The 18,485-nt window shown below is 70.7% G+C and carries 16 protein-coding genes; 9 read left to right on the forward strand and 7 right to left on the reverse strand.

Annotated elements, in window-relative coordinates:
- Genes nuoL through hglS form a run of 4 tightly spaced genes read left to right on the forward strand, consistent with a single transcriptional unit; the run spans position 1 to position 6,406 of the window.
- Positions 1-1,917 (forward strand): NADH-quinone oxidoreductase subunit L, encoded by a 1,917-nt coding sequence (gene nuoL / locus RC2_RS09150; RefSeq protein ID WP_068149111.1) that lies wholly within the window; start codon positions 1-3, stop codon positions 1,915-1,917.
- A gap of 1 nt (position 1,918) precedes the next feature.
- Entirely contained in the window at positions 1,919-3,466 is a 1,548-nt protein-coding gene (locus tag RC2_RS09155; protein WP_068149112.1) for an NADH-quinone oxidoreductase subunit M, read from the forward strand.
- 41 nt (positions 3,467-3,507) lie between these two features.
- Positions 3,508-5,007: an NADH-quinone oxidoreductase subunit NuoN gene (gene nuoN / locus RC2_RS09160; RefSeq protein WP_245811053.1), complete on the forward strand. Its 1,500-nt coding sequence runs from the start codon at positions 3,508-3,510 to the stop codon at positions 5,005-5,007.
- A gap of 13 nt (positions 5,008-5,020) precedes the next feature.
- Positions 5,021-6,406: a 2-oxoadipate dioxygenase/decarboxylase gene (gene hglS, locus RC2_RS09165; protein ID WP_068149114.1), complete on the forward strand. Its 1,386-nt coding sequence runs from the start codon at positions 5,021-5,023 to the stop codon at positions 6,404-6,406.
- Between the two features lie 85 nt (positions 6,407-6,491).
- Here the strand turns inward: hglS and RC2_RS09170 are convergent, their stop codons facing one another.
- The gene (locus RC2_RS09170) at positions 6,492-7,193 is read right to left on the reverse strand and encodes a type 1 glutamine amidotransferase domain-containing protein (RefSeq protein WP_068149115.1); all 702 of its coding nucleotides are present in this window, start codon (positions 7,191-7,193) and stop codon (positions 6,492-6,494) included.
- 142 nt (positions 7,194-7,335) lie between these two features.
- Between RC2_RS09170 and RC2_RS09175 the strand changes: the two genes are divergently transcribed.
- The gene (locus tag RC2_RS09175; RefSeq protein WP_068149116.1) at positions 7,336-7,731 is read left to right on the forward strand and encodes an Rv0313 family protein; all 396 of its coding nucleotides are present in this window, start codon (positions 7,336-7,338) and stop codon (positions 7,729-7,731) included.
- On the opposite strand, the gene yczE is transcribed toward RC2_RS09175, so the two are convergent.
- Positions 7,677-8,333, reverse strand: coding sequence for a membrane protein YczE (gene yczE, locus RC2_RS09180; RefSeq protein ID WP_068149117.1), 657 nt, complete (start codon positions 8,331-8,333; stop codon positions 7,677-7,679). The two genes, RC2_RS09175 and yczE, sit on opposite strands and share 55 nt — an antisense overlap.
- 175 nt (positions 8,334-8,508) lie before the next feature.
- On the opposite strand from yczE, the gene RC2_RS09185 reads away from it, so the two are divergent.
- Both RC2_RS09185 and RC2_RS09190 read left to right on the forward strand, forming a co-directional pair.
- Complete coding sequence (locus RC2_RS09185; protein ID WP_083529675.1) at positions 8,509-9,906, forward strand: GGDEF domain-containing protein; 1,398 nt, start codon at positions 8,509-8,511, stop codon at positions 9,904-9,906.
- Positions 9,907-9,930: 24 nt separating this feature from the next.
- Positions 9,931-10,368 (forward strand): MmcQ/YjbR family DNA-binding protein, encoded by a 438-nt coding sequence (locus tag RC2_RS09190; RefSeq protein ID WP_068149121.1) that lies wholly within the window; start codon positions 9,931-9,933, stop codon positions 10,366-10,368.
- On the opposite strand, the gene RC2_RS09195 is transcribed toward RC2_RS09190, so the two are convergent.
- Genes RC2_RS09195 through RC2_RS09215 form a run of 5 tightly spaced genes read right to left on the reverse strand, consistent with a single transcriptional unit; the run spans position 10,331 to position 16,852 of the window.
- A complete protein-coding gene (locus tag RC2_RS09195) occupies positions 10,331-10,951 on the reverse strand; it encodes an isochorismatase family protein (RefSeq protein ID WP_245811032.1) in 621 nt (206 codons plus the stop codon). The genes RC2_RS09190 and RC2_RS09195 overlap by 38 nt on opposite strands.
- Complete coding sequence (locus tag RC2_RS09200; RefSeq protein WP_068149124.1) at positions 10,948-12,837, reverse strand: hydantoinase B/oxoprolinase family protein; 1,890 nt, start codon at positions 12,835-12,837, stop codon at positions 10,948-10,950. Before RC2_RS09200 ends, RC2_RS09195 begins: the two co-directional genes overlap by 4 nt.
- A gap of 27 nt (positions 12,838-12,864) precedes the next feature.
- Positions 12,865-14,937: a hydantoinase/oxoprolinase family protein gene (locus RC2_RS09205; RefSeq protein ID WP_068149127.1), complete on the reverse strand. Its 2,073-nt coding sequence runs from the start codon at positions 14,935-14,937 to the stop codon at positions 12,865-12,867.
- A 32-nt stretch (positions 14,938-14,969) separates the two neighbouring features.
- Positions 14,970-16,175, reverse strand: a complete 1,206-nt coding sequence (locus RC2_RS09210; protein ID WP_068149130.1) for a CaiB/BaiF CoA transferase family protein — start codon at positions 16,173-16,175, stop codon at positions 14,970-14,972.
- Complete coding sequence (locus RC2_RS09215) at positions 16,172-16,852, reverse strand: GntR family transcriptional regulator (protein WP_072681315.1); 681 nt, start codon at positions 16,850-16,852, stop codon at positions 16,172-16,174. Before RC2_RS09215 ends, RC2_RS09210 begins: the two co-directional genes overlap by 4 nt.
- A 125-nt stretch (positions 16,853-16,977) precedes the next feature.
- Here RC2_RS09215 and RC2_RS09220 point away from each other — a divergent pair, with 125 nt between their 5' ends.
- Positions 16,978-17,880, forward strand: a complete 903-nt coding sequence (locus RC2_RS09220; RefSeq protein WP_068147292.1) for a hydroxymethylglutaryl-CoA lyase — start codon at positions 16,978-16,980, stop codon at positions 17,878-17,880.
- Between the two features lie 29 nt (positions 17,881-17,909).
- On the forward strand, positions 17,910-18,449 hold the full coding sequence (locus RC2_RS09225) for a YceI family protein (protein WP_068147295.1): 540 nt from the start codon (positions 17,910-17,912) through the stop codon (positions 18,447-18,449).
- Positions 18,450-18,485 lie beyond the last annotated feature (36 nt).

An 18,485-nucleotide genomic window follows, 5' to 3' on the forward strand; every position in this document is an offset into this window, starting at 1 on the left:
GTGGGCACCTCGGTCGCCCTGCTCCCCGGCCTGCCGCTGCTCGGCGCCGCGGCACTCCTGCTCGGCGGTCGTCGGACCGACCGGTGGGGACACGTCGTCGCCACCGCGGTGGTGTTCGCATCCTTCGGGCTCGCGGTGGCCGCGTTCGTCACCATGCTGGGTCGGCCGATCGACGAGCGCCGCGTCGGTACCGTCCTGTTCTCCTGGGTCCCCGCCCCCGAGCTGTCGGTCGACTTCGGCCTGGCCCTCGACCCGCTGTCGATCTGCTTCGTCCTCCTCATCACCGGGGTCGGCGGTCTCGTCCACGTCTACTCCATGGCCTACATGCGCGACGATCCGCACCGGCGCCGGTTCTTCGCCTACCTGAATCTGTTCGTCGCCGCGATGCTCGTCCTGGTCATGGCCGACAACTTCCTCGGCCTCTACCTCGGGTGGGAAGGCGTCGGGCTCGCGTCGTACCTGCTCATCGGGTTCTGGTCCCACAAGCCGTCCGCGGCCACCGCCGCGCGCAAGGCCTTCGTCGTCAACCGGGTCGGGGACATCGGACTGGCCGTCGCCCTCATGATCATGGTCGCCGAGGTGGGGTCGGTCTCCTACGACGCGGTGTTCGCCGCGGTCGGCACCGAACTCGGCCAGGGCACCACGACGGCGCTCGGACTGCTCCTGCTCCTCGCCGCCTGCGGCAAGTCGGCGCAGGTTCCCCTGCAGTCGTGGCTCGGTGACGCGATGGAGGGCCCCACCCCGGTGTCCGCCCTGATCCACGCGGCCACGATGGTGACGGCCGGGGTGTACCTCATCGTCCGGTCCGGCGCGATCTTCGAGGCCGCGCCCGCCGCGCAGACGGCGGTGGTGGCCGTCGGCGCGGTGACGCTGCTGGTCGGCGCGATCATCGGCTGCGCCAAGGACGACATCAAGAAGGCGCTCGCGGCGTCGACGATGAGCCAGATCGGCTACATGGTGCTCGCCGCCGGACTCGGTCCCGCCGGATATGCCGTCGCGATCATGCACCTGCTGACGCACGGCTTCTTCAAGGCGGGCCTGTTCCTCGGCGCCGGTTCGGTGATGCACGCGATGAACGACGAGACCGACATGCGGCGCTACGGCGGACTCGCGCGCGTCCTCCCCGTCACCGCCGTCACGTTCGGCCTGGCCTATCTCGCCATCATCGGCGTGCCCCCGTTCGCGGGGTTCTGGTCGAAGGACGGCATCATCGAGGCCGCGTTGGACGAGGGCGGGGTGCGCGGCGTCCTCCTCGGCGCCGCCACCGTTCTCGGCGCCGGCATCACGGCGTTCTACATGACGCGAGTCATGATCCTCACCTTCGGCGGCCGAGCCCGCTGGAACGCCGACGAGGTGCACCCTCACGAGGCTCCCGCCTCTGTGCACCCCCACGAGGCTCCCGCCTCGATGACCGCGCCGATGGCGATCCTCGCGATCGGGTCCGTCGGCGCCGGAGCCGTTCTGGCCGTCGGGGATCGGCTCTCGGAGTGGCTGGCCCCGGTGGTCGGCGAGCACGAGCCCGCACACCTCGTCCCCGTCTGGATGGTGACGACCGTCGTCCTTCTCACCGTGGCGGTCGGCGTCGGTCTCGCCGTCCGCCAGTACGCCCGCCGCGACGTCCCGCTCGTTGCCCCGACGGGGAGCCGTCTCACCCGCGCCGCCCGTCGCGATCTCTACGGTGACGACCTCAACGAGGCGATCGCCATGCGCCCCGGTCAGCGGCTCACGGCCGGCATCGTCCGCCTCGACGAGGTCGGTGTGGACGGCGCGGTCGGTGCCGTGGCGACCACCGTGCGCGCCGCCTCGGACCGACTTCGGCTGCTGCAGAACGGATTCGTCCGCACCTACGCCCTGTCGATGTTCGGCGGCGCCGTCCTGGTCCTCGCCGTCACGCTCGCACTCGGATCGGGGTCCTGACATGCTGACCGCTCTCTGGGTCCTGCCCCTGCTCGGCGCCGCGGGCGCCCTGATCGTCCCGCGCGGGTCCGCCGGCGCCGCCCGGGTCGTCGCGTTGGCCTTCTCCCTCGCCGCGCTCGCGCTGTCCGCGGTGGTCGCCGTGCGCTTCGTTCCCGGCGCCATGGGTTACCAGTTCGTCGAATCCGCCACCTGGATCCCGCGATTCGGTGCCGGGTACGTCCTCGGTGTCGACGGCGTCGCACTGACCCTGGTGCTGCTGACGACGGTCCTGGTGCCGCTGCTGCTGCTCGCCGGGTGGCGGGACGTCGCGCCGACGAACGGAGAACACGGCGCGGTGTCCCGCCGCCCGCACACCTACGTGGCGCTGATCCTCGTGGTCGAGTCGATGGTGCTGGTCTCGCTGCTCTCCCTCGACATCCTGCTGTTCTACGTGTTCTTCGAGGCCATGCTCGTGCCGATGTACTTCCTCATCGGCGGCTTCGGTCCGCGAGTCGGCGCCGCACGGGCCGCCGCGGTGAAGTTCCTGCTCTACAACCTCGCCGGTGGCCTGGTGATGCTCGCGGCGGTCATCGGCCTGTACGCGGTCACCGCCGCCGAGGGGTCACCGTTCTCGGCCGGGACCTTCGACGTGCGCGCGATCGCCGACGCCGCCGCCACCGGCGATCTCGGCGCGAGTCCCGCCGTGATCAACGCCCTCTTCCTCGGCTTCCTGGTCGCCTTCGCGGTCAAGGCGCCGCTCTGGCCGCTGCACACCTGGCTGCCGGGTGCGGCCGTCGAATCCACCCCGGCCACTGCGGTTCTCATGATGGCGATCGTCGACAAGGTGGGGACGTTCGGCATGCTGCGCTACTGCCTGCAACTCTTCCCCGACGCGTCGGCCATGTTCGCGCCGTGGATCGTCGGGCTCGCGGTGATCGGCATCGTCTACGGGGCGATTCTCGCGATCGGCTCGACGGACATGATGCGCCTCATCGCCTACACGTCGATCTCGCACTTCGGGTTCATCGTGCTCGGCATCTTCGCCCTCACCGCACAGGCCCAGGCCGGGTCGACGCTGTACATGCTCAATCACGGCATCGCCACGGCCGCACTGTTCCTCGTGGCCGGCTTCCTGGTCGCCCGCCGGGGCACCGCCGAGATCGCCGAGTACGCCGGCGTCGGCCGCACGGCGCCCGTCCTGGCCGGCACGTTCCTCGTCGCCGGCCTGGCCACCCTGTCGCTGCCGGGACTCGCCCCGTTCGTCAGCGAATTCCTGGTCCTGGTGGGCACCTACGCGCGGTACGAGGCCGCCGCGGTCGTCGCCGCCGTCGCGCTGGTCCTGTCCGCGGTGTACATCCTGTGGCTGTACCAACGGGTCATGACGGGACCGACCACCGAGGCCGACCGGCGCATCCGAGACCTGGTCCCCCGCGAACTCGTCGTCGTCGCACCACTTCTCGTGCTCGTGATCGGACTCGGGGTCTACCCCAAGCCGATGCTCGACGTCATCACCCCCGCCGTGGACCGCACCTCGGTCCAGCCGGCCGAGCAAGGAGTGGCAGCACCGTGACCGTTCCGACTCCGTCCGTCGAGTACGCCCTGCTGTCCCCCATGATCATCGTGCTCGCCGCCGCCGTCGTCGCGGTGCTCGTCGAGGCCTTCGTGCCGGCCGAGGCGCGGCGCCGAACCCAGCTCGTCCTCTCCCTCGGCGCTCTCGCCGCGGCGCTCGCGGCCATCGTGGGACTGGCCGGGGCGCAGGACGTCGTCGTCGCGGGGGCACTCGCCGTGGACGGCGTCACGCTGGTCCTGCAGGGCATCGTCGTGGTGGTCACCGCCGGTGCCGTTGCACTGGTCGCTCACCGGACCGTCGACCACCCGGAAGCCGAACGGGTGGACGCGTTCACCCCGCAGGCGTCCGTCGTTCCCGGCAGTCTCGCGGAGGCGCGCGCGGTGACCGCCCGCGTCACCCGCACCGAGGTCTATCCGCTCACCCTGTTCGCCGCCGGCGGGATGATGGTCCTGCCCGCCTCGGCCGATCTGCTGACGATGTTCGTGGCCCTCGAGGTGCTCTCGCTGCCGCTCTACCTGCTCTGCGGACTGGCCCGACGGCGCCGGCTGCTCTCCCAGGAGGCATCGCTCAAGTACTTCCTGCTCGGGGCGTTCTCGTCGGCGTTCTTCCTCTTCGGTGTGGCGCTGCTCTACGGGTACGCGGGCACCGTCGATCTGTCGGGCATCGCCGAGGCGAGTGCCACCGGATCCGCGACCGACCCGCTGCTCGGCGTCATGGGGGTCGGGCTCGTCGCCGTCGGGCTGCTGTTCAAAGTCGGTGCAGTGCCGTTCCATTCGTGGGTTCCCGACGTCTACCAGGGCGCGCCGGTTCCCGTCACCGCGTTCATGGCGGCGGCCACCAAGGTGGCGGCGTTCGGTGCCCTCGTCCGCGTTCTCGTGGTCGCCGCACCCGCACTCGAGGACCAGGTCCGGCCGATGCTGTGGGCGGTGGCCATCGTGACGATGGTGGTGGGCGCCGTCGTCGCCGTCACCCAGACCGACGTGGTGCGCATGCTGGCCTACTCGTCCGTCGCGCACGCGGGGTTCCTGCTCACCGGCGTCGTCGCCGGGGACGCGGGCATCGCCGCGACGCTGTTCTACCTGGCGGCGTACGCCGTCAGCACGCTCGGCGCGTTCGCCGTGGTGTGCGCCGTCCGCGACGACGGCGGCCCGGCCACCACCCTGTCCCGCTGGGCGGGCCTCGGCAGCCGATCCCCGCTGCTCGCGGGAGCGTTCGCCCTGTTCCTGCTGGCCTTCGCCGGAATCCCGCTCACCAGCGGATTCACCAGCAAGTTCGCGGTGTTCGAGGCCGCCCTGTCGGAAGGCGGTGCTGCGCTCGTGGTGATCGGCGTGCTGTCGAGCGCCGTCGCCGCGTCGTTCTACGTGCGGGTCATCGTGGTGCTGTTCTTCACCCCGGCGGAGGGGTCCCCGCCCACCGTCGACGCCGGCCCGGGGGTCACCGTGGTCGTGAGCGCGGCCGCCGCCGTCACCCTCGCCCTCGGCGTCGTCCCGCAGCCCCTGTTCGACCTCGTCGATCGCGCGGCGGCACTGCTCGCGAGGTGACAGGCTGCCGATCATGACCGTTCCACCGCCGCACCGCGACCGGTACGACACGACCGCGCTGCGCGCCGCCTTCGCCGCCCGGCTGTCCGTGCTCTACGGCCGGGAGGTGCCCGCCTACACGACGCTGGTCGACGTGGCCCGCGAGGTCAACGCCGACGTCCTGTCGGCACGCGGCCCGCAGGCGCAGCGGCTCGGGTCCGTCGAGCGGGTGACGGCCGAGCGGCACGGGGCGATCCGCGTGGGGACACCCGCGGAACTCGCCGCCGTGGCCGGCGTCTTCGGCGCCCTCGGGATGGTTCCGGTGGGGTTCTACGACCTGCGCGAGACGGCCGCGGCGGTGCCGGTGGTCTCCACCGCGTTCCGCCCCGTGGATCGAGACGAGCTGGCTCGCAACCCGTTCCGGGTGTTCACCTCACTGCTCGTCGTCGACGACCGGCGGTTCTTCACGGCCGACCTCGCCGCCCGTCTCCGCGAGTTCCTCTCCCGCCGAACACTGTTCCCGCCGGCACTGCTCGCCCTCGCGGACCGTGCGACCCGCGAGGGCGGGTTGGACGCGGACGACGCCGAGGCATTCCTGTCCGCCGCCACCGCCGCGTTCGCACTCTCCCCGGAGCCGGTCGATCGCAGCTGGTATGCCGAACTCTCCCGCGTCTCCTCGGTGGCCGCCGACATCGGGGGCGTCACCAGCACGCACATCAACCACCTCACACCCCGCGTGCTCGACATCGACGAGCTGTACGCGCGCATGCAGGCGCGCGGAATCGAGATGATCGACGAGATTCAGGGCCCGCCGCGCTGGGGTGGGCCGGACCTGCTGTTGCGCCAGACGTCCTTCCGCGCGCTGGCCGAGCCGCGGCGCTTCCGTGAACCGGACGGGCGCATCTCCGACGACACGCTCCGGGTGCGCTTCGGCGAGGTGGAGGCCCGTGGCCTGGCCGCGACACCGCGCGGACGGGCGCTCTACGACCGCCTGCTGACCGAACCCGGTGACGCCACGGCGAACTGGCGCGCTGCCGCCCCCGCCACCGAACGCGGCATGCTCGACGCCGACCTCGCCTACTTCACCCTCGCGCCCGGATCGGAGCGGCCGGACGGGCCCGTCCCGACCACCGTCGCGGAGCTCCTCGACGGTGGATGGGCCGTCGCCACGCCCGTCGTCTACGAGGACTTCCTCCCCGCGTCGGCCGCCGGGATCTTCCGCTCCAACCTCACCGGCGACAGCAGTCGCGACGACGAATCCGACGGCGCGGCCGTCGATCTCGCGTGGCTCGAAGGTGCTGCCGGTCGGCCGATCCACGACCCCTACGTGCTGTACGACGCCGAGCGCGCCGCCTCGCTCGACGCCGTCACCGCGCACTGGGGGCTGCCGACCATCCCGGCTCTGCCGGGAGATCGGTAGCGAGTTCTGCCACACGATCGGCCGCGAACCCGCCGATCCGCGGAATTCGCCGCGATCGTGTGGAGAAACTCGCGCCTCGGGGGGGTCAGCTCAGAGCAGCCACCACCCGCTCGGCCAGCGGTGCGGTCGAGGCGGGATTCTGACCGGTGTAGACGGTGCGGTCCACCACCACGTGCGGCGACCACGCCTCGCCGGAGGAGAACGACGCGCCACCCTCACGCAGCCGGGTCTCGAGCAGCCACGGCGCCTTGTCGGCGAGCCCGGCCTGCTCCTCCTCGGTGTTGGTGAAGCCGGTCAGCTCGTAGCCGGCGAACGGCCACGAGCCGTCGTCCCGCGCCGCCGCGAGCAGCGCAGCGGGCGCGTGGCAGACCGCCGAGACCACCTTGCCGCTGTCGAGGAACTCGGTGACCAGCGAACCGAAGACCGGGGAGACCGCCAGATCCTCCATGGGACCGTGGCCGCCGGGGACGAACACCACGTCGAACGACGACGCCGTCTGGTCCTCGAGCTTCGCCGGCGCGGCGAGCACGTCGTCGATGTCGGCGAGGTACTGCTTCAGTTCCGCGACCTTGCTTTCGTCTCCGCCGTTGGCGTCCACGGCGAGCGAGCCCTGGTCGACGGTCGGGCGCACACCTCCGGGGGTGGCCACGACGACATCCCAGCCGGCCTCGACGAAGGTCCGGTGCGAGGCGACCAGTTCCTCCGCCCAATAGCCGGTGGGGTGCGTCGAACCGTCCTTCAGGGTCCAGTGGTCTGCGCCGGTCACCACGAACAGCAACGTCGTCATGAGAAAAGTCCTCGATCCGGTGGAAGTCGACAGGGGATTGCACGTGTCGCATACCCGCAATCGGGTCGTGGGGAACGCAGGAGCGTCGTCGCACGTTGACCGGGGGAGAACGGCAGATCCCGATCCCCCCGAGAGGTGCACCATGAGCGGCAACGGACAGTTCGGCTTCGATCCCGAGGACTTCGAGCGCGTCGCCCGCGAGGCGAGCGACGGCCTCCGTGACCTCCTGGGCCAGGCGATGCGGAACGCGAACACGGGCGGAAACCCCCTGGGGAACCTCGCGAGCATGTTCACGGCCACCGGTGCGCCGACTCCTGCCCCCGCCCCCGCGACCACCGGGGAGAAGGGCGACGGCGTGTGGGTGATCTACACGATCGACGACGACGGTTCGGCCGGCATCGACCAGGTCTTCGCCACCGAGCTCGACGCGCTGCGGGCGCACCGGGACAACGTCGATCCCCGTCGTAAGGTGCGCTTCCTTCCCTACGGCGTCTCGGTGGGCGTGCTCGCCGCGGGGATCGACCCGACCGCGGACTGAGACCTCCGAGCCGGTCGGCCCATCAGCCACACCGAGAGCTGAACCAGAGGGCCGATCGCCACCGCGTAGAGCACGGTGCCCACACCGACGGTGCCGCCGAGGAGCCAGCCGACCGCGAGCACCGACACCTCGATGCCCGTGCGGATGACCCGAACGGACCACCCGGTGCGCCCCACGATGCCCGTCATGAGGCCGTCGCGCGGTCCCGGACCCATGCCCGCCGAGATGTACATCGCGGTGGCGACGCCGTTGAGGACGACACCGCCGACCAGCAGCGCCGAGCGCACCGGGAGCGACGCGTCGTGGGGCAGCCACGCCGAGGCCAGGTCGACGGACACGGCGATGACCAGGATGTTCGCGACGGTGCCGACGCCAGGACGCTGCCGCAGCGGGATCCACAGCAGGAGAACGACGGCACCCACGCAGGCGGTGATCGTCCCGAAGCTGGCGCCGGTGCGGTGCGCGAGACCCTGGTGCAGCACGTCCCACGGGTTCAGTCCGAGCCCACCGGCGATCATCATCGCCATCGAGAATCCGTACAGGAACAGTCCGACGAACAGGCGCGCCAGGCGAGTCGACAACGACCCGGTCGAGATGTGCATACCGCCCAGTGTCGACCGCGTCGACCGTCCCGTGTGCAGTCCACCCGCCGAGAGTGGACCGGTGCTGTGCAGTGATGAATACTGTGCGGGACCACAACGGCTGAGCTGGGAACGATTCACCCGTCACCACTGACGGGCGGGTACCGGGGGTTCCTTCTCGATCGAAGGACTCCCGATGCCTGCGCCGAAGGTGCCGCTACCGCCCCTACCGCGATCGATTCTCGATCCCGCGTCGGTGGCCGTCGTCGTCTTCCTGGTCGCCCTCCTCGGAATCCACACCCGGCCTCCCGGTCTCCTGGCGTCGATCTGGTTCGCCAACGCCGTCGCGCTCGCCCTCGTCGTCCGCTGGCCGCGGCACCTCCGCGCGTCGTCGGTGTTCGCCCTGTTCGTCGGATGCGTGGCCGCGGATCTCGTGAGCGGAACCGAGCCCTACGCCGCCGCCGTGCTCAACACCGCCAACGCGGTCGGCGTCGTCGCCGGGGCCCTGACCATCCGCTGGCGCCGCCCCGAGCCACTCCTGCTGACCGGCTCGACCGCGTTCGCTCGGCTCTCGATCGGGATCGTCGTGGCCTCGGCCGTGTCGGCCACCGTCGCGACCTGCCTCTCGGGACTACTGGTCGACGTGACGCCCGCCGTGTCCCCCACGGCATGGTTCGCGTCCGAGTTCGTCAGCTATCTCCTGCTCACCACGATCCTGCTGTCCGTCCGAGCCGGCGGTCCGTGGCGCCCGCCCACGCCGCGCTACTTCGACTCGGTCCCCTGGACGGTGGCCGTTCCGGTTCTCGTCGCCGTCACGCTCATGATCGCGGGCATGATCGCCGACGGTCCGCTGCTGGTCGCACTTCCCCTCCCTGCGCTGCTCTGGTGCGCCACCCGAATTCCGTTGTCCGGGACCGCCCTGCTCACCGCGTGCTGGGCGGGGTGGAACCTGCTGATCGCCGGGCGGGTGGGGGTGCTGGGCACCGGAGAGGCCACGCAGAGTCCCGTCGCCACCCTGTCGGTCGCGTTGGTCGCGCTCGGCCCGCTGCTCGTCGCGGCGGTGACGCTGGACCGGATGGCGGTGCAGAACAAACTGCACGAGGACCTCGAGTACGACAGCCTCACCGGCACCCTGTCGCGCGCGGCGTTCCTGCGCCGCAGTCAGCGGCGGCTCAACACCCTCGTCGACGGGTCACAGCCCGTCGCGCTGCTCATGCTCGACCTCGACGACTTCAAGACGATCAACGACACCATGGGACACGCGGCGGGGGACATCGCCCTGGTTCGCTCCGCCGGCTGCATCCTCTCCGCCCTGCCCCACGGCGCCGTCGCCGGACGCATCGGCGGTGAGGAGTTCGCCGTCCTGCTCCCGATGGCCGACCACGAGGACGCCACCGCCGTCGCCGACACGATCCGCCGCGATCACGAACGCCTGCATCTGCTGAGCACCCGCACCGCCACGGTGAGCATCGGGCTCGCGTGGGCACCCGCCGCGCCGGCGTCGGTGTCCCCGCTGCTCGACACCGCCGACCGCGCGCTCTACGACGCCAAGCGCGGCGGCCGCAACACCGTCGTCGCCGTGACCCTGGCCTGACGCGAACCGCACTACGCTGCGGTCATGGCCGAGTGGGACGACGTCCGCCGGATCGCGCTGTCGCTGCCGGAGACCGACGAGCACGCCTCGTACGGTGGCGCGCCCGCGTGGCGGGTGAAGGGCAAGTCGTTCGTCTGGGACCGCCCGCTCGGCGCCGCGGATCTCGACGAACTCGGCGACGACGCCCCGACCGGTCCCGTGCTCGGCGCCCGCGTCGCCGACGAGGGCGAGAAGCGGGCTCTGATCGCCGAGAACCCCACGGTGTTCTTCACCGTCTCGCACTTCGACGGCTACGCGGCGGTCCTGCTGCGCCTCGACGCGGTGTCCCCGACCCTCCTGCGCGAGGTCGTCGTGGAGGCCTGGCTGGTGCGCGCACCCGTCCGGCTACGCCGCGAGCACGAGGAGACGCTCGTGCGCAGCCTCGCTAGCGGTCGAACGCGAGAACCGCCTCCTCCAGAGTGATCACGTCCGCGTACTTGGCGCGCAGGTCGAGCAGATTCGCCTCGTGCATCCCGCCCGCCCGGTCACCGCACGCGTCGGCGACCACGCGCGGCCGGAACCCGTGCTGCAGGGCGTCGGTCGCACTCGCGCGCACACAACCGCTGGTGGTGAGCCCGCAGAGGTACAGGGTGTCGACGCCGTCCGCGGTCAGCGTGGCCGCGAGCGACGTGCCGAAGAACGCACTCGCGTACTGCTTGGTCACCACCACCTCGCCGGGAAGCGGGGCGGGCTCGGCCGGGAACTCGGCCAGTGCCGACCCCTCCTCGAACACGCTGAGCGACGGTATCTTTCGCGTGAACAGACCGCCGTCGACCCCTCCCTTGCCGTAGCTCACCCGCGTGAAGACGACGGGCACGTCGCGGGCCCGTGCAGCCTCCACCAGGCGTGCCGCCGCGGCCACCGCGTCGTCCACCGGCGCCCGCATCGGCGACGAGTCCACCAGGTACGCCTGGACGACGTCGATCACCAGCACCGCCGCGCGTCGGCCCGGCCCCAGCTCGCCACCGAAGCCCGACGCGCGGTAGGACTCCATCGGCTCGCTCACGCGCGCACTGCTTTTCGCACGTTCACCGGCGGACGCGGGGCGGGCAGACCCGTCTCCTCCTCGCAGCGGGCGAGGATCTCGGCGATGTCCGGCCCCTTGTCGAAGACGGTGGTCTCGCCGCGTGCCTCGACCAGCTCGGCACGACGCGCCGTGGTCGCCTCGACGTCGACCGTGCCGGCCGCGTCGCACACGACGCCGTAGCCCGACGCCGCCCCGGCCGGTGTGATCAGACCGCGACGGACCTCGAGGGCGACGAGCTCCGGGTCCCGTTCGGTGGGGTCGCCCCACCCGCCGCCGCCCCACGTCACGAAGTGCAGGACGTCGCCCCGCGCCACCGGGACGTCGTGCACCTTGCTCGCCAGGATCTCGGTGGTGCCGTCGGCGCGCTCGATCCACTTGCGCCCGCGCGCACCGGGTTTGCCGCCGTTGACGCCCCACGGGTAGGTGAGCCAGCGGTCGTCGTGGATCGCGATGGTGCCCGGCTCCTCGAACCGGTACGCCACGTCGACACCGTTGCCGCCGCGGTGCAGACCCGCACCGCCGGTGTCGGCGATGGTCTCCCACCGCTCGATCCGCAACGGGTAGTAGGACTCCAGGTACTCGCACGGGATGTTGACGAACGACGGCCACAGCGAATGCCCGTCCGGACCGTCGCCCATCGGACGGCCGGGAATCCCGCCGAATCCGATGGAGTACAGCTGGAACCACTCGCCGTCGCGCGCCCCACCGTCGTAGTGACCGGAGTACATGAAGTGCGGGGACGACGAGAAGCCGGCCGCGTTGAGGATGCTCGGATTGTTCTTGCCGAGCAGCCCGCCGAACAGGTCGAAGACGCGCCCGATGCCGTGGTTGCGGCCGTTGAGCGCCGCCGGGTACCGGGGTTTCCAGAACGAGTCCTCCGGGATCGTGACGTCGATCAGCGGATAGAAGCCGTCGTTCCACAGGATCTGGGGATCGGCGACGGTGATCACGTAGATGCCGAAGAACATCCGCACGAGGTTCTCGTTGATGAAGTAGTTGATCGGCCCGACGGCCTGCGGTGCGTTCTTCGAGAAGTCGAGGTGGATCTTCTCACCGTGCCGGGTCAGCTCGATGGTGAGTTCGTAGGGGCCGTAACCACATCCGTCGTCGCAGATGAAATCGGAGAACTCGATCGTCTCCCCGTCGACGAACAGCGTGGCCAGCAACACCTTCATCGCCTGGTAGTTCCGCTCGAGCAGAGCGTCGAGGGCGGAGAGGTAGACGTCGACCCCGAACCGGTCGCACAGCTCGACGATGCGCCGGGCGGCGGTGCTGCAGGCCGCGACGAGTCCGTTGAGGTCCGCGCGGTTCCAATCGGGCTTGCGCACCTGGTTGAGGATGATGTCGAGCGCGGTGTCGTTCATCTCGCCGCCGCTGTAGAGCTTGAACGGCGGAATGATCACGCCCTCTTCGTAGATCGTGTGCGCGTCGGTCGGCATGGACGACGGCGTCTTGCCGCCCACGTCGGACATGTGGCCGAACATCGACGACCAGCCGACCACCCGGCCGCTGTGGAAGATCGGCATGACGATCAGCCAGTCGTTGGCGTGGCTGATCGCGGCGCCGCACGCGTACGGGTCGGAGGTGAGCAGGATGTCGCCCTCGCCGACGGTGCCGTCGAAGTTGTCCAGGAAGTCCGGGACGGACAGCCCGAACTGGCCGACGACCATCTTGCCGCTGGGGTCGGCGATGAGTGGGAACTCGTCGTGCTGTTCCCGGATGCCGGGGGAGAGCGCGGTCCGGAAGAGGACCTCGTCCATCTCCGCGCGGGCGTTGCGCAGCGCGTTCTCGATGATGTCGAGGGTGATGGGATCGACGGGAACGGTGGTGAACGGAGTCTGCGAGGTCTCGACGATGGTGGCCATGGTGGTTGCTCCTGATCGGGTTGCGACTCAGCGCGATTCGGGTCCGGCGTGATCCACCGGGGCGAGGAGAAGGCTGCCGCTGGGATGCACGGTGGCGGCGTGTCCGGACAGGACCAGGGTGGTCGAGTCCATCTCGGTGATCACGGCGGGCCCCGTGACGACGTGCCCGGCGAGCAGGCGTGTGCGGTCGTGCACGGGGGCGGTCACGAACTCCCCGTCCATCCAGACTTCGGTGGTGGACACCGGTTCCGGGTCACCGGTGGCCTCGGCCAGCGGGGCCACCGTGACGTCCGGTCGCGGCCCGCTGACCGTGACGCGGAGATTGATCACCTCGCGCTCGTTCTTCAACAGGAACGAGAAGAGCCGCTGATGCTCGGTGTCGAAGGACTCACCGAGTGTGCTCAGCAGTCCCGGACCGTTCAGCGCGGCCGCGTCGACATCGACCGGGATCTCGAAACCCTGGCCCTGATAGCGCAGATCGACCTGGTACTTCGCCGTCTGCTGCTCGGGTGGCACACCCTCCGCCGAGAGCCGCTGCGCCGCCGTCTCGGCGAGATCGCGCAACGCGCTCGACAGGTCGTCGTCGGTGAGGTCGGCGAACGCGCGAATCATGGTGCGGGCACTCTCGTCCCGCACACACGTCGTCGCATCGCCGTAGGCGCAGAGCACGCCCGGGGACGGCGGCACGATCACCGGCCACGAGCCGGTGAGGCGACCGAGCGCGTTGGCGTGCAGCGGACCGGCGCCGCCGAACGACACCAAGGCGAAGTCACGGGGGTCGTACCCCTGCTGCACACTCACCAGACGCAGGGCACCGAACATGTTCTCGTTGACGATGTCGACGATGCCCGACGCCGCGGCCTCGGGGCTCTCCAGGCCCATCGCGTCGGCGATGGTGGCGACGGCACGGCGGCTGGCCTCGACGTCGAGAGCGACCTCGCCGCCCGCGAGCGCACTCGGCAGGTATCCCAGTACGACGTTGGCGTCGGTCACCGTGGGCGCGGTCCCGCCGTTCCCGTAGGCGGCGGGGCCGGGATCGGCGCCCGCCGACTGCGGTCCGACGCGCAGCGCCTTCGTCAGTTCCGGGACGTGGGCGATCGAGCCGCCGCCCGCGCCGACGGTCCGCACGTCGACGCTGGTCGCCCGGACCGCCAGATCACCGACCTTCGTCTCCCGTCCGATCCGCGGCTCGCCGCCGAGCACCAGCGCGACGTCCGTGGACGTGCCGCCCATGTCGAAGGTGAGGAAGTCGGTGTACCCGGCCTGCTCGGCGAACCACACGGCGCCCGTCACGCCGCCCGCCGGACCCGAGAGCAACAGGGACACCGGGTCTTCCGCGGCCTTGGCGGACTGCACCAGGCCGCCGTCGCTGCGCAGGATCGACAGGGGAGCGGTGATGCCGCGGTCCTGGAGCGAGCTGTCCAGGTTGCGGACGTAGCGCGAGACCTCGGGCTGGACATAGCTGTTGGCGACGGTGGTGAGCGTGCGCTCGTACTCCCGCATCTCGGGCAGGACGTGGCTGGACAGCGACACCGGGATGCCCGGCAGTTCCTCCGCCGCCCAGGCTGCCACCTGCTTCTCGTGGGCGTCGTTGGCGTAGGCGTTGATGAGCGAGACGGTCAGGGCCTCGATGCCGGCGCCCGCGAGGGTGCGCAGCTGCGCCCGCGCCTGCTGCTCGTCGAGGGCGGTCACCTCGCTGCCGTCGGCGGCGATGCGGCCGACTACCTCGACCGTGTTCTCCAGTGCCGCCAGGGGTTCGGGCTTCGGCCAGATGATCCAGCCGGCCAGTCCGCCCGGCACGAACGATCTGGCGATCTGCAGGACCTGGCGGAAGCCGTCGGTGGTGACCAGACCCACCCGCGCGCCGCGACCCTCGAGGATCGCGTTGGTGGCGACGGTGGTGCCGTGCAGCACCTGGCCGACGTCCGACGGGTCGATCCCCGCCTCGTCGCACACCTTGGCGATGCCGTTCAGGACGCCGATGGATTGATCCGACGGTGTCGAGGCCGTCTTGGCGCGGTAGGTGGTGCCGGTGGATTCTTCGAGCAGGAGCACGTCGGTGAAGGTGCCGCCGACGTCGACGCCGAGTCGATAGCGCATGGGGGTTCTCCCGGTTTCCGGTCTCGGGGTGGTCAGATGGTGCCGCGGGCGGCGAGAGCGTCGCGGTCGGCGTCGGACAGGCCGAGCAGGCGGCCGTAGACGTCGGAGTTGTGTTCGCCCAGTTCGGGTCCGGCGTGTCGGACCGATCCGGGAGTGTCGCTGAGCTTCGGCACGACCCCGGCCATGGGGATGTCGCCGAGTTCGGGGTGGGCGAGTCGGACGATGGCCTCGCGCGCGGCGAAGTGCGGATCGGCGAACATGTCTCGCGCCGTGTAGATCCGGCCGGCGGGCACCCCGGCCTCGTGGAGGATCTCGAGCACGTCGTCGGTCTTCTGCGCGGTGGTCCACTCGCCGATGAGGTCGTCGAGTTCCTCCATGTTGACCCCGCGCGAGGCGTGGTCGCGGTACTTCGGATTCTCGATCAGATCGGTGCGGCCCATCGCGGTCGCGAGCCGGGAGAACACCGAATCCTGGTTCGCCGCCACGAGAATCATCTCGCCGCCCTCGGTGGGATAGACGTTGCTGGGGGCGATGTTCGGCAGGACCGACCCCGTGCGCTCGCGCTGGTAGCCGCCGATCTCCCACTCCGGCAGCAGCGATTCCATCATCGCGAGGACGGCCTCGTAGATCGCGGAGTCGACGAGCTGGCCGCGCCCGCTGTTCTCGCGGTGGTGCAGGGCGGACAGGACGCCGATGGTCGCGAAGACGGCGGCGAGCGAGTCACCCAGCGAGATGCCCGCCCGCGACGGCGGCTGATCGGGATTGCCGGTGACGTACCGGATTCCGCCCATCGCCTCGCCGATCGAGCCGAAACCGGCGCGTGGGGCGTAGGGGCCGTTCTGGCCGTAGCCCGTCACCCGCGCCATGATGAGCCGCGGGTTGATCTCGCGGAGCTGCTCGAACCCCAGCCCCCACCGCTCGAGCGTGCCGGGACGGAAGTTCTCGACGACGATGTCCGCGTCGGCGATGATGCGGCGCGCCAGGTCCTGGCCCTCCTCGCTGCGGAGGTTGCAGGTGACCGACTTCTTGCCGCGCGCCACCACCGGCCACCAGAGCGACCGGCCGTGCGGCTTCTCGCGGCCCCACTGGCGCATCGGGTCCCCGACTCCGGGGGCTTCCAGCTTGATCACCTCCGCGCCGAAGTCGGCGAGCAACTGGCCGCAGAAGGGCCCGGCGAGGAGCTGACCCATCTCCACCACACGGAGGTCGGACAGGGGGCCGGGGGAGGGTTCGGTCATCGTCGGGGCTCCTGGGTGGTGTCGGGGTTTTCGGGGGGTGCGAGGGACTGCAGCAGAACGTGTTTGGCCGCGCGGACGTGCGCGCGCATCACGGAGTCGGCCCACGTCTCGTCGCGTGCCCGCAGGGCAGCGACCAGGTCGCGGTGATGGGCATGGCTGCGGGAGAGGTCGCCCGGCGCGTAGCGATGGAACGTCCGCATCACCAGCGGCAGCTGGATCACGGCGCCGAGCATCGAGACCAGGCGGCTGCTCGCCGCGGCGGTGCGCACGATGGCGTGGAACTCGTCGTTCAGCTGCGCCATGAGGTCGAGCCGCTGCTCGGCGCCCTGCGCGGCCGCGGCCTCCATGAGGTCGCAGAGTTCGTCGAGGCGGTCGACGTCCTTGTCCTCGATTCGGCGTGCGGCACGGGACGCCGCCATGGCTTCGAGGTTCATGCGGAGGTCGTAGATCTCGTCGAGGTCGTCGGCGGTCCAGGACCGCACCCGCGCCCCACGGTGGGGGAGCACCTCCACCAGGCCTTCCATCTCGAGTCGACGGAGGGCTTCTCGCACCGGCGTGCGGGACGTGGCCGTGAGCTCGGCGATCTCCACCTCACCGAGCCGGGACCCGGGCTCGTACGAGCCCGCGACGATGCCGTCCCGGAGGTGCGCGTACACCCTGTCCACTGCCCTGGTCATCGATCGATCCGCCTTCGAGGTCGAGGATTGTTCACAATGTAGGGCGGCAATCGCGCCTTGTCCCGGTTTACAGCGATATTCGCTCCGCTATTGCATGCAACCCGTGCGAGGTGGACCATCGACGCATGACTGCGGTGGAACTGGTGGAAGTCGGCCCGCGCGACGGGCTGCAGAACGAGAAGACCGTCCTGTCGGTGGAGCAGAAGATCGAGCTGATCGTGCGCGCTCTGGACGCCGGCGTTCGCCGCGTCGAGGCGGTGAGCTTCGTCAATCCCGCCCGCGTGCCGCAGATGGCCGGCGCCGAGGACGTGATGGCCGGGCTCCCACGCGACCGCGGGGCGTCGTACATCGGGTTGGTGCTCAACCGGCGCGGGCTCGACCGTGCACTCGCCGCCGCCGTCGACGAGGTCAACGTGGTGGTCGTGTCCACCGAGGAGTTCAGCCGTCGCAACCAGGGCTGCTCGGTCGACGAGGGCATCGCGGCCGCCGTCGACATCGTGCGCGATGCCCGGGCCGCCGGGGTGTTCGCGACGGTCACCGTGGCGGCGTCGTTCGGGTGCCCGTTCTCCGGCGAGGTCGATCCCGCGCACATCGGTCGGATCCTCGCGCGGGTCGCCGAGGCCGAGCCGTCCGAGATCGCGATCGCCGACACCATCGGCGTCGGTGTTCCCGCACAGGTGCGCACGCTGGCGGAGGTCGCGACCGCGAACGCCCCCGGCGTTCCGCAGCGCTGGCACTTCCACAACACCCGCAACACCGGCTACGCCAACGCCCTCACCGCGCTCGAAACGGGAGCGTCGGCGCTGGACGCGTCGATCGGCGGGTTCGGTGGTTGCCCCTTCGCCCCCGCGGCGACGGGCAACATCGCCTCCGAGGACCTGATCTACGCGCTCGACCGGTCCGGCGTGCGCACCGATGTCGACATGGCGCAGCTGGTCGACGCGGCGGGCTGGCTGGGCTCGGCCCTCGGCGAGGACGTACCTGCACTGCTCGGCCGGGCGGGCGGCTTCCCGCGCGCCCTCGAGTAGTCCGTGCTCTGCGTGGCTACAGTCCGAAGATGACCGACACGCGGACCCTCCGAGCCTCCGACGACAACGTCCTCGAAGTACGGACCGGCGTCACCGGCAAGGCGTCGTCGATGGGGCATCGGTTGACCCTGGTGATGCGCGAGTGGACCGCCACCGTCTCGGAGAAGGCCGGCGAACTGGTCGGCGTGGACGTGACGGTGGACGTGGACTCGCTGACCGTCACGCACGGCGAGGGCGGGGTCACGCCGATGTTCGGGCCGGAGAAGGCCATGGCCCGGTCCAACGCGCTGAAGACGCTGCACAGCAAGGACTTCCCGACCATCCGGTACGTCACCACCGAGGTGACGGGCACCGACGAGGGCTATCGGCTGACAGGGACGCTCACCGTCCACGGCACCGAGCGTCCCCATACCGTCGACCTGCGGGTGGCGCGGGTAGAGGAGCGGTGGCGGGCGTCCTTCGAGACCACCGTCACCCAGACCGACTTCGGCATCGAGCCCTATTCGCAGATGTTCGGGGCCATGAAGGTGGTCGACGACGTCGTGGTCACCTTCGACGCGGGGTTGTGAGGACGAAGGGCGGATCGTGAAATCCGGGCCCCGGTA

Origin of the sequence: Rhodococcoides corynebacterioides NBRC 14404, assembly GCF_001894765.1 — a bacterium.
Taxonomy (GTDB): domain Bacteria; phylum Actinomycetota; class Actinomycetes; order Mycobacteriales; family Mycobacteriaceae; genus Rhodococcoides; species Rhodococcoides corynebacterioides.

Bases quoted from the DNA above. Each gene is read 5' to 3' on its own strand.
- RC2_RS09155 (WP_068149112.1), top strand. From the start codon at position 1,919: ATGCTGACCGCTCTCTGGGTCCTGCCCCTGCTCGGCGCCGCGGGCGCC.
- RC2_RS09170 (WP_068149115.1), bottom strand. From the start codon at position 7,193: ATGACGACGTTGCTGTTCGTGGTGACCGGCGCAGACCACTGGACCCTG.
- yczE (WP_068149117.1), bottom strand. From the start codon at position 8,333: ATGCACATCTCGACCGGGTCGTTGTCGACTCGCCTGGCGCGCCTGTTC.
- nuoN (WP_245811053.1), top strand. From the start codon at position 3,508: ATGATCATCGTGCTCGCCGCCGCCGTCGTCGCGGTGCTCGTCGAGGCC.
- hglS (WP_068149114.1), top strand. From the start codon at position 5,021: ATGACCGTTCCACCGCCGCACCGCGACCGGTACGACACGACCGCGCTG.
- RC2_RS09225 (WP_068147295.1), top strand. From the start codon at position 17,910: ATGACCGACACGCGGACCCTCCGAGCCTCCGACGACAACGTCCTCGAA.
- RC2_RS09200 (WP_068149124.1), bottom strand. From the start codon at position 12,837: ATGGCCACCATCGTCGAGACCTCGCAGACTCCGTTCACCACCGTTCCC.
- RC2_RS09185 (WP_083529675.1), top strand. From the start codon at position 8,509: ATGCCTGCGCCGAAGGTGCCGCTACCGCCCCTACCGCGATCGATTCTC.
- RC2_RS09220 (WP_068147292.1), top strand. From the start codon at position 16,978: ATGACTGCGGTGGAACTGGTGGAAGTCGGCCCGCGCGACGGGCTGCAG.
- RC2_RS09190 (WP_068149121.1), top strand. From the start codon at position 9,931: ATGGCCGAGTGGGACGACGTCCGCCGGATCGCGCTGTCGCTGCCGGAG.
- RC2_RS09215 (WP_072681315.1), bottom strand. From the start codon at position 16,852: ATGACCAGGGCAGTGGACAGGGTGTACGCGCACCTCCGGGACGGCATC.
- RC2_RS09205 (WP_068149127.1), bottom strand. From the start codon at position 14,937: ATGCGCTATCGACTCGGCGTCGACGTCGGCGGCACCTTCACCGACGTG.
- RC2_RS09210 (WP_068149130.1), bottom strand. From the start codon at position 16,175: ATGACCGAACCCTCCCCCGGCCCCCTGTCCGACCTCCGTGTGGTGGAG.
- RC2_RS09175 (WP_068149116.1), top strand. From the start codon at position 7,336: ATGAGCGGCAACGGACAGTTCGGCTTCGATCCCGAGGACTTCGAGCGC.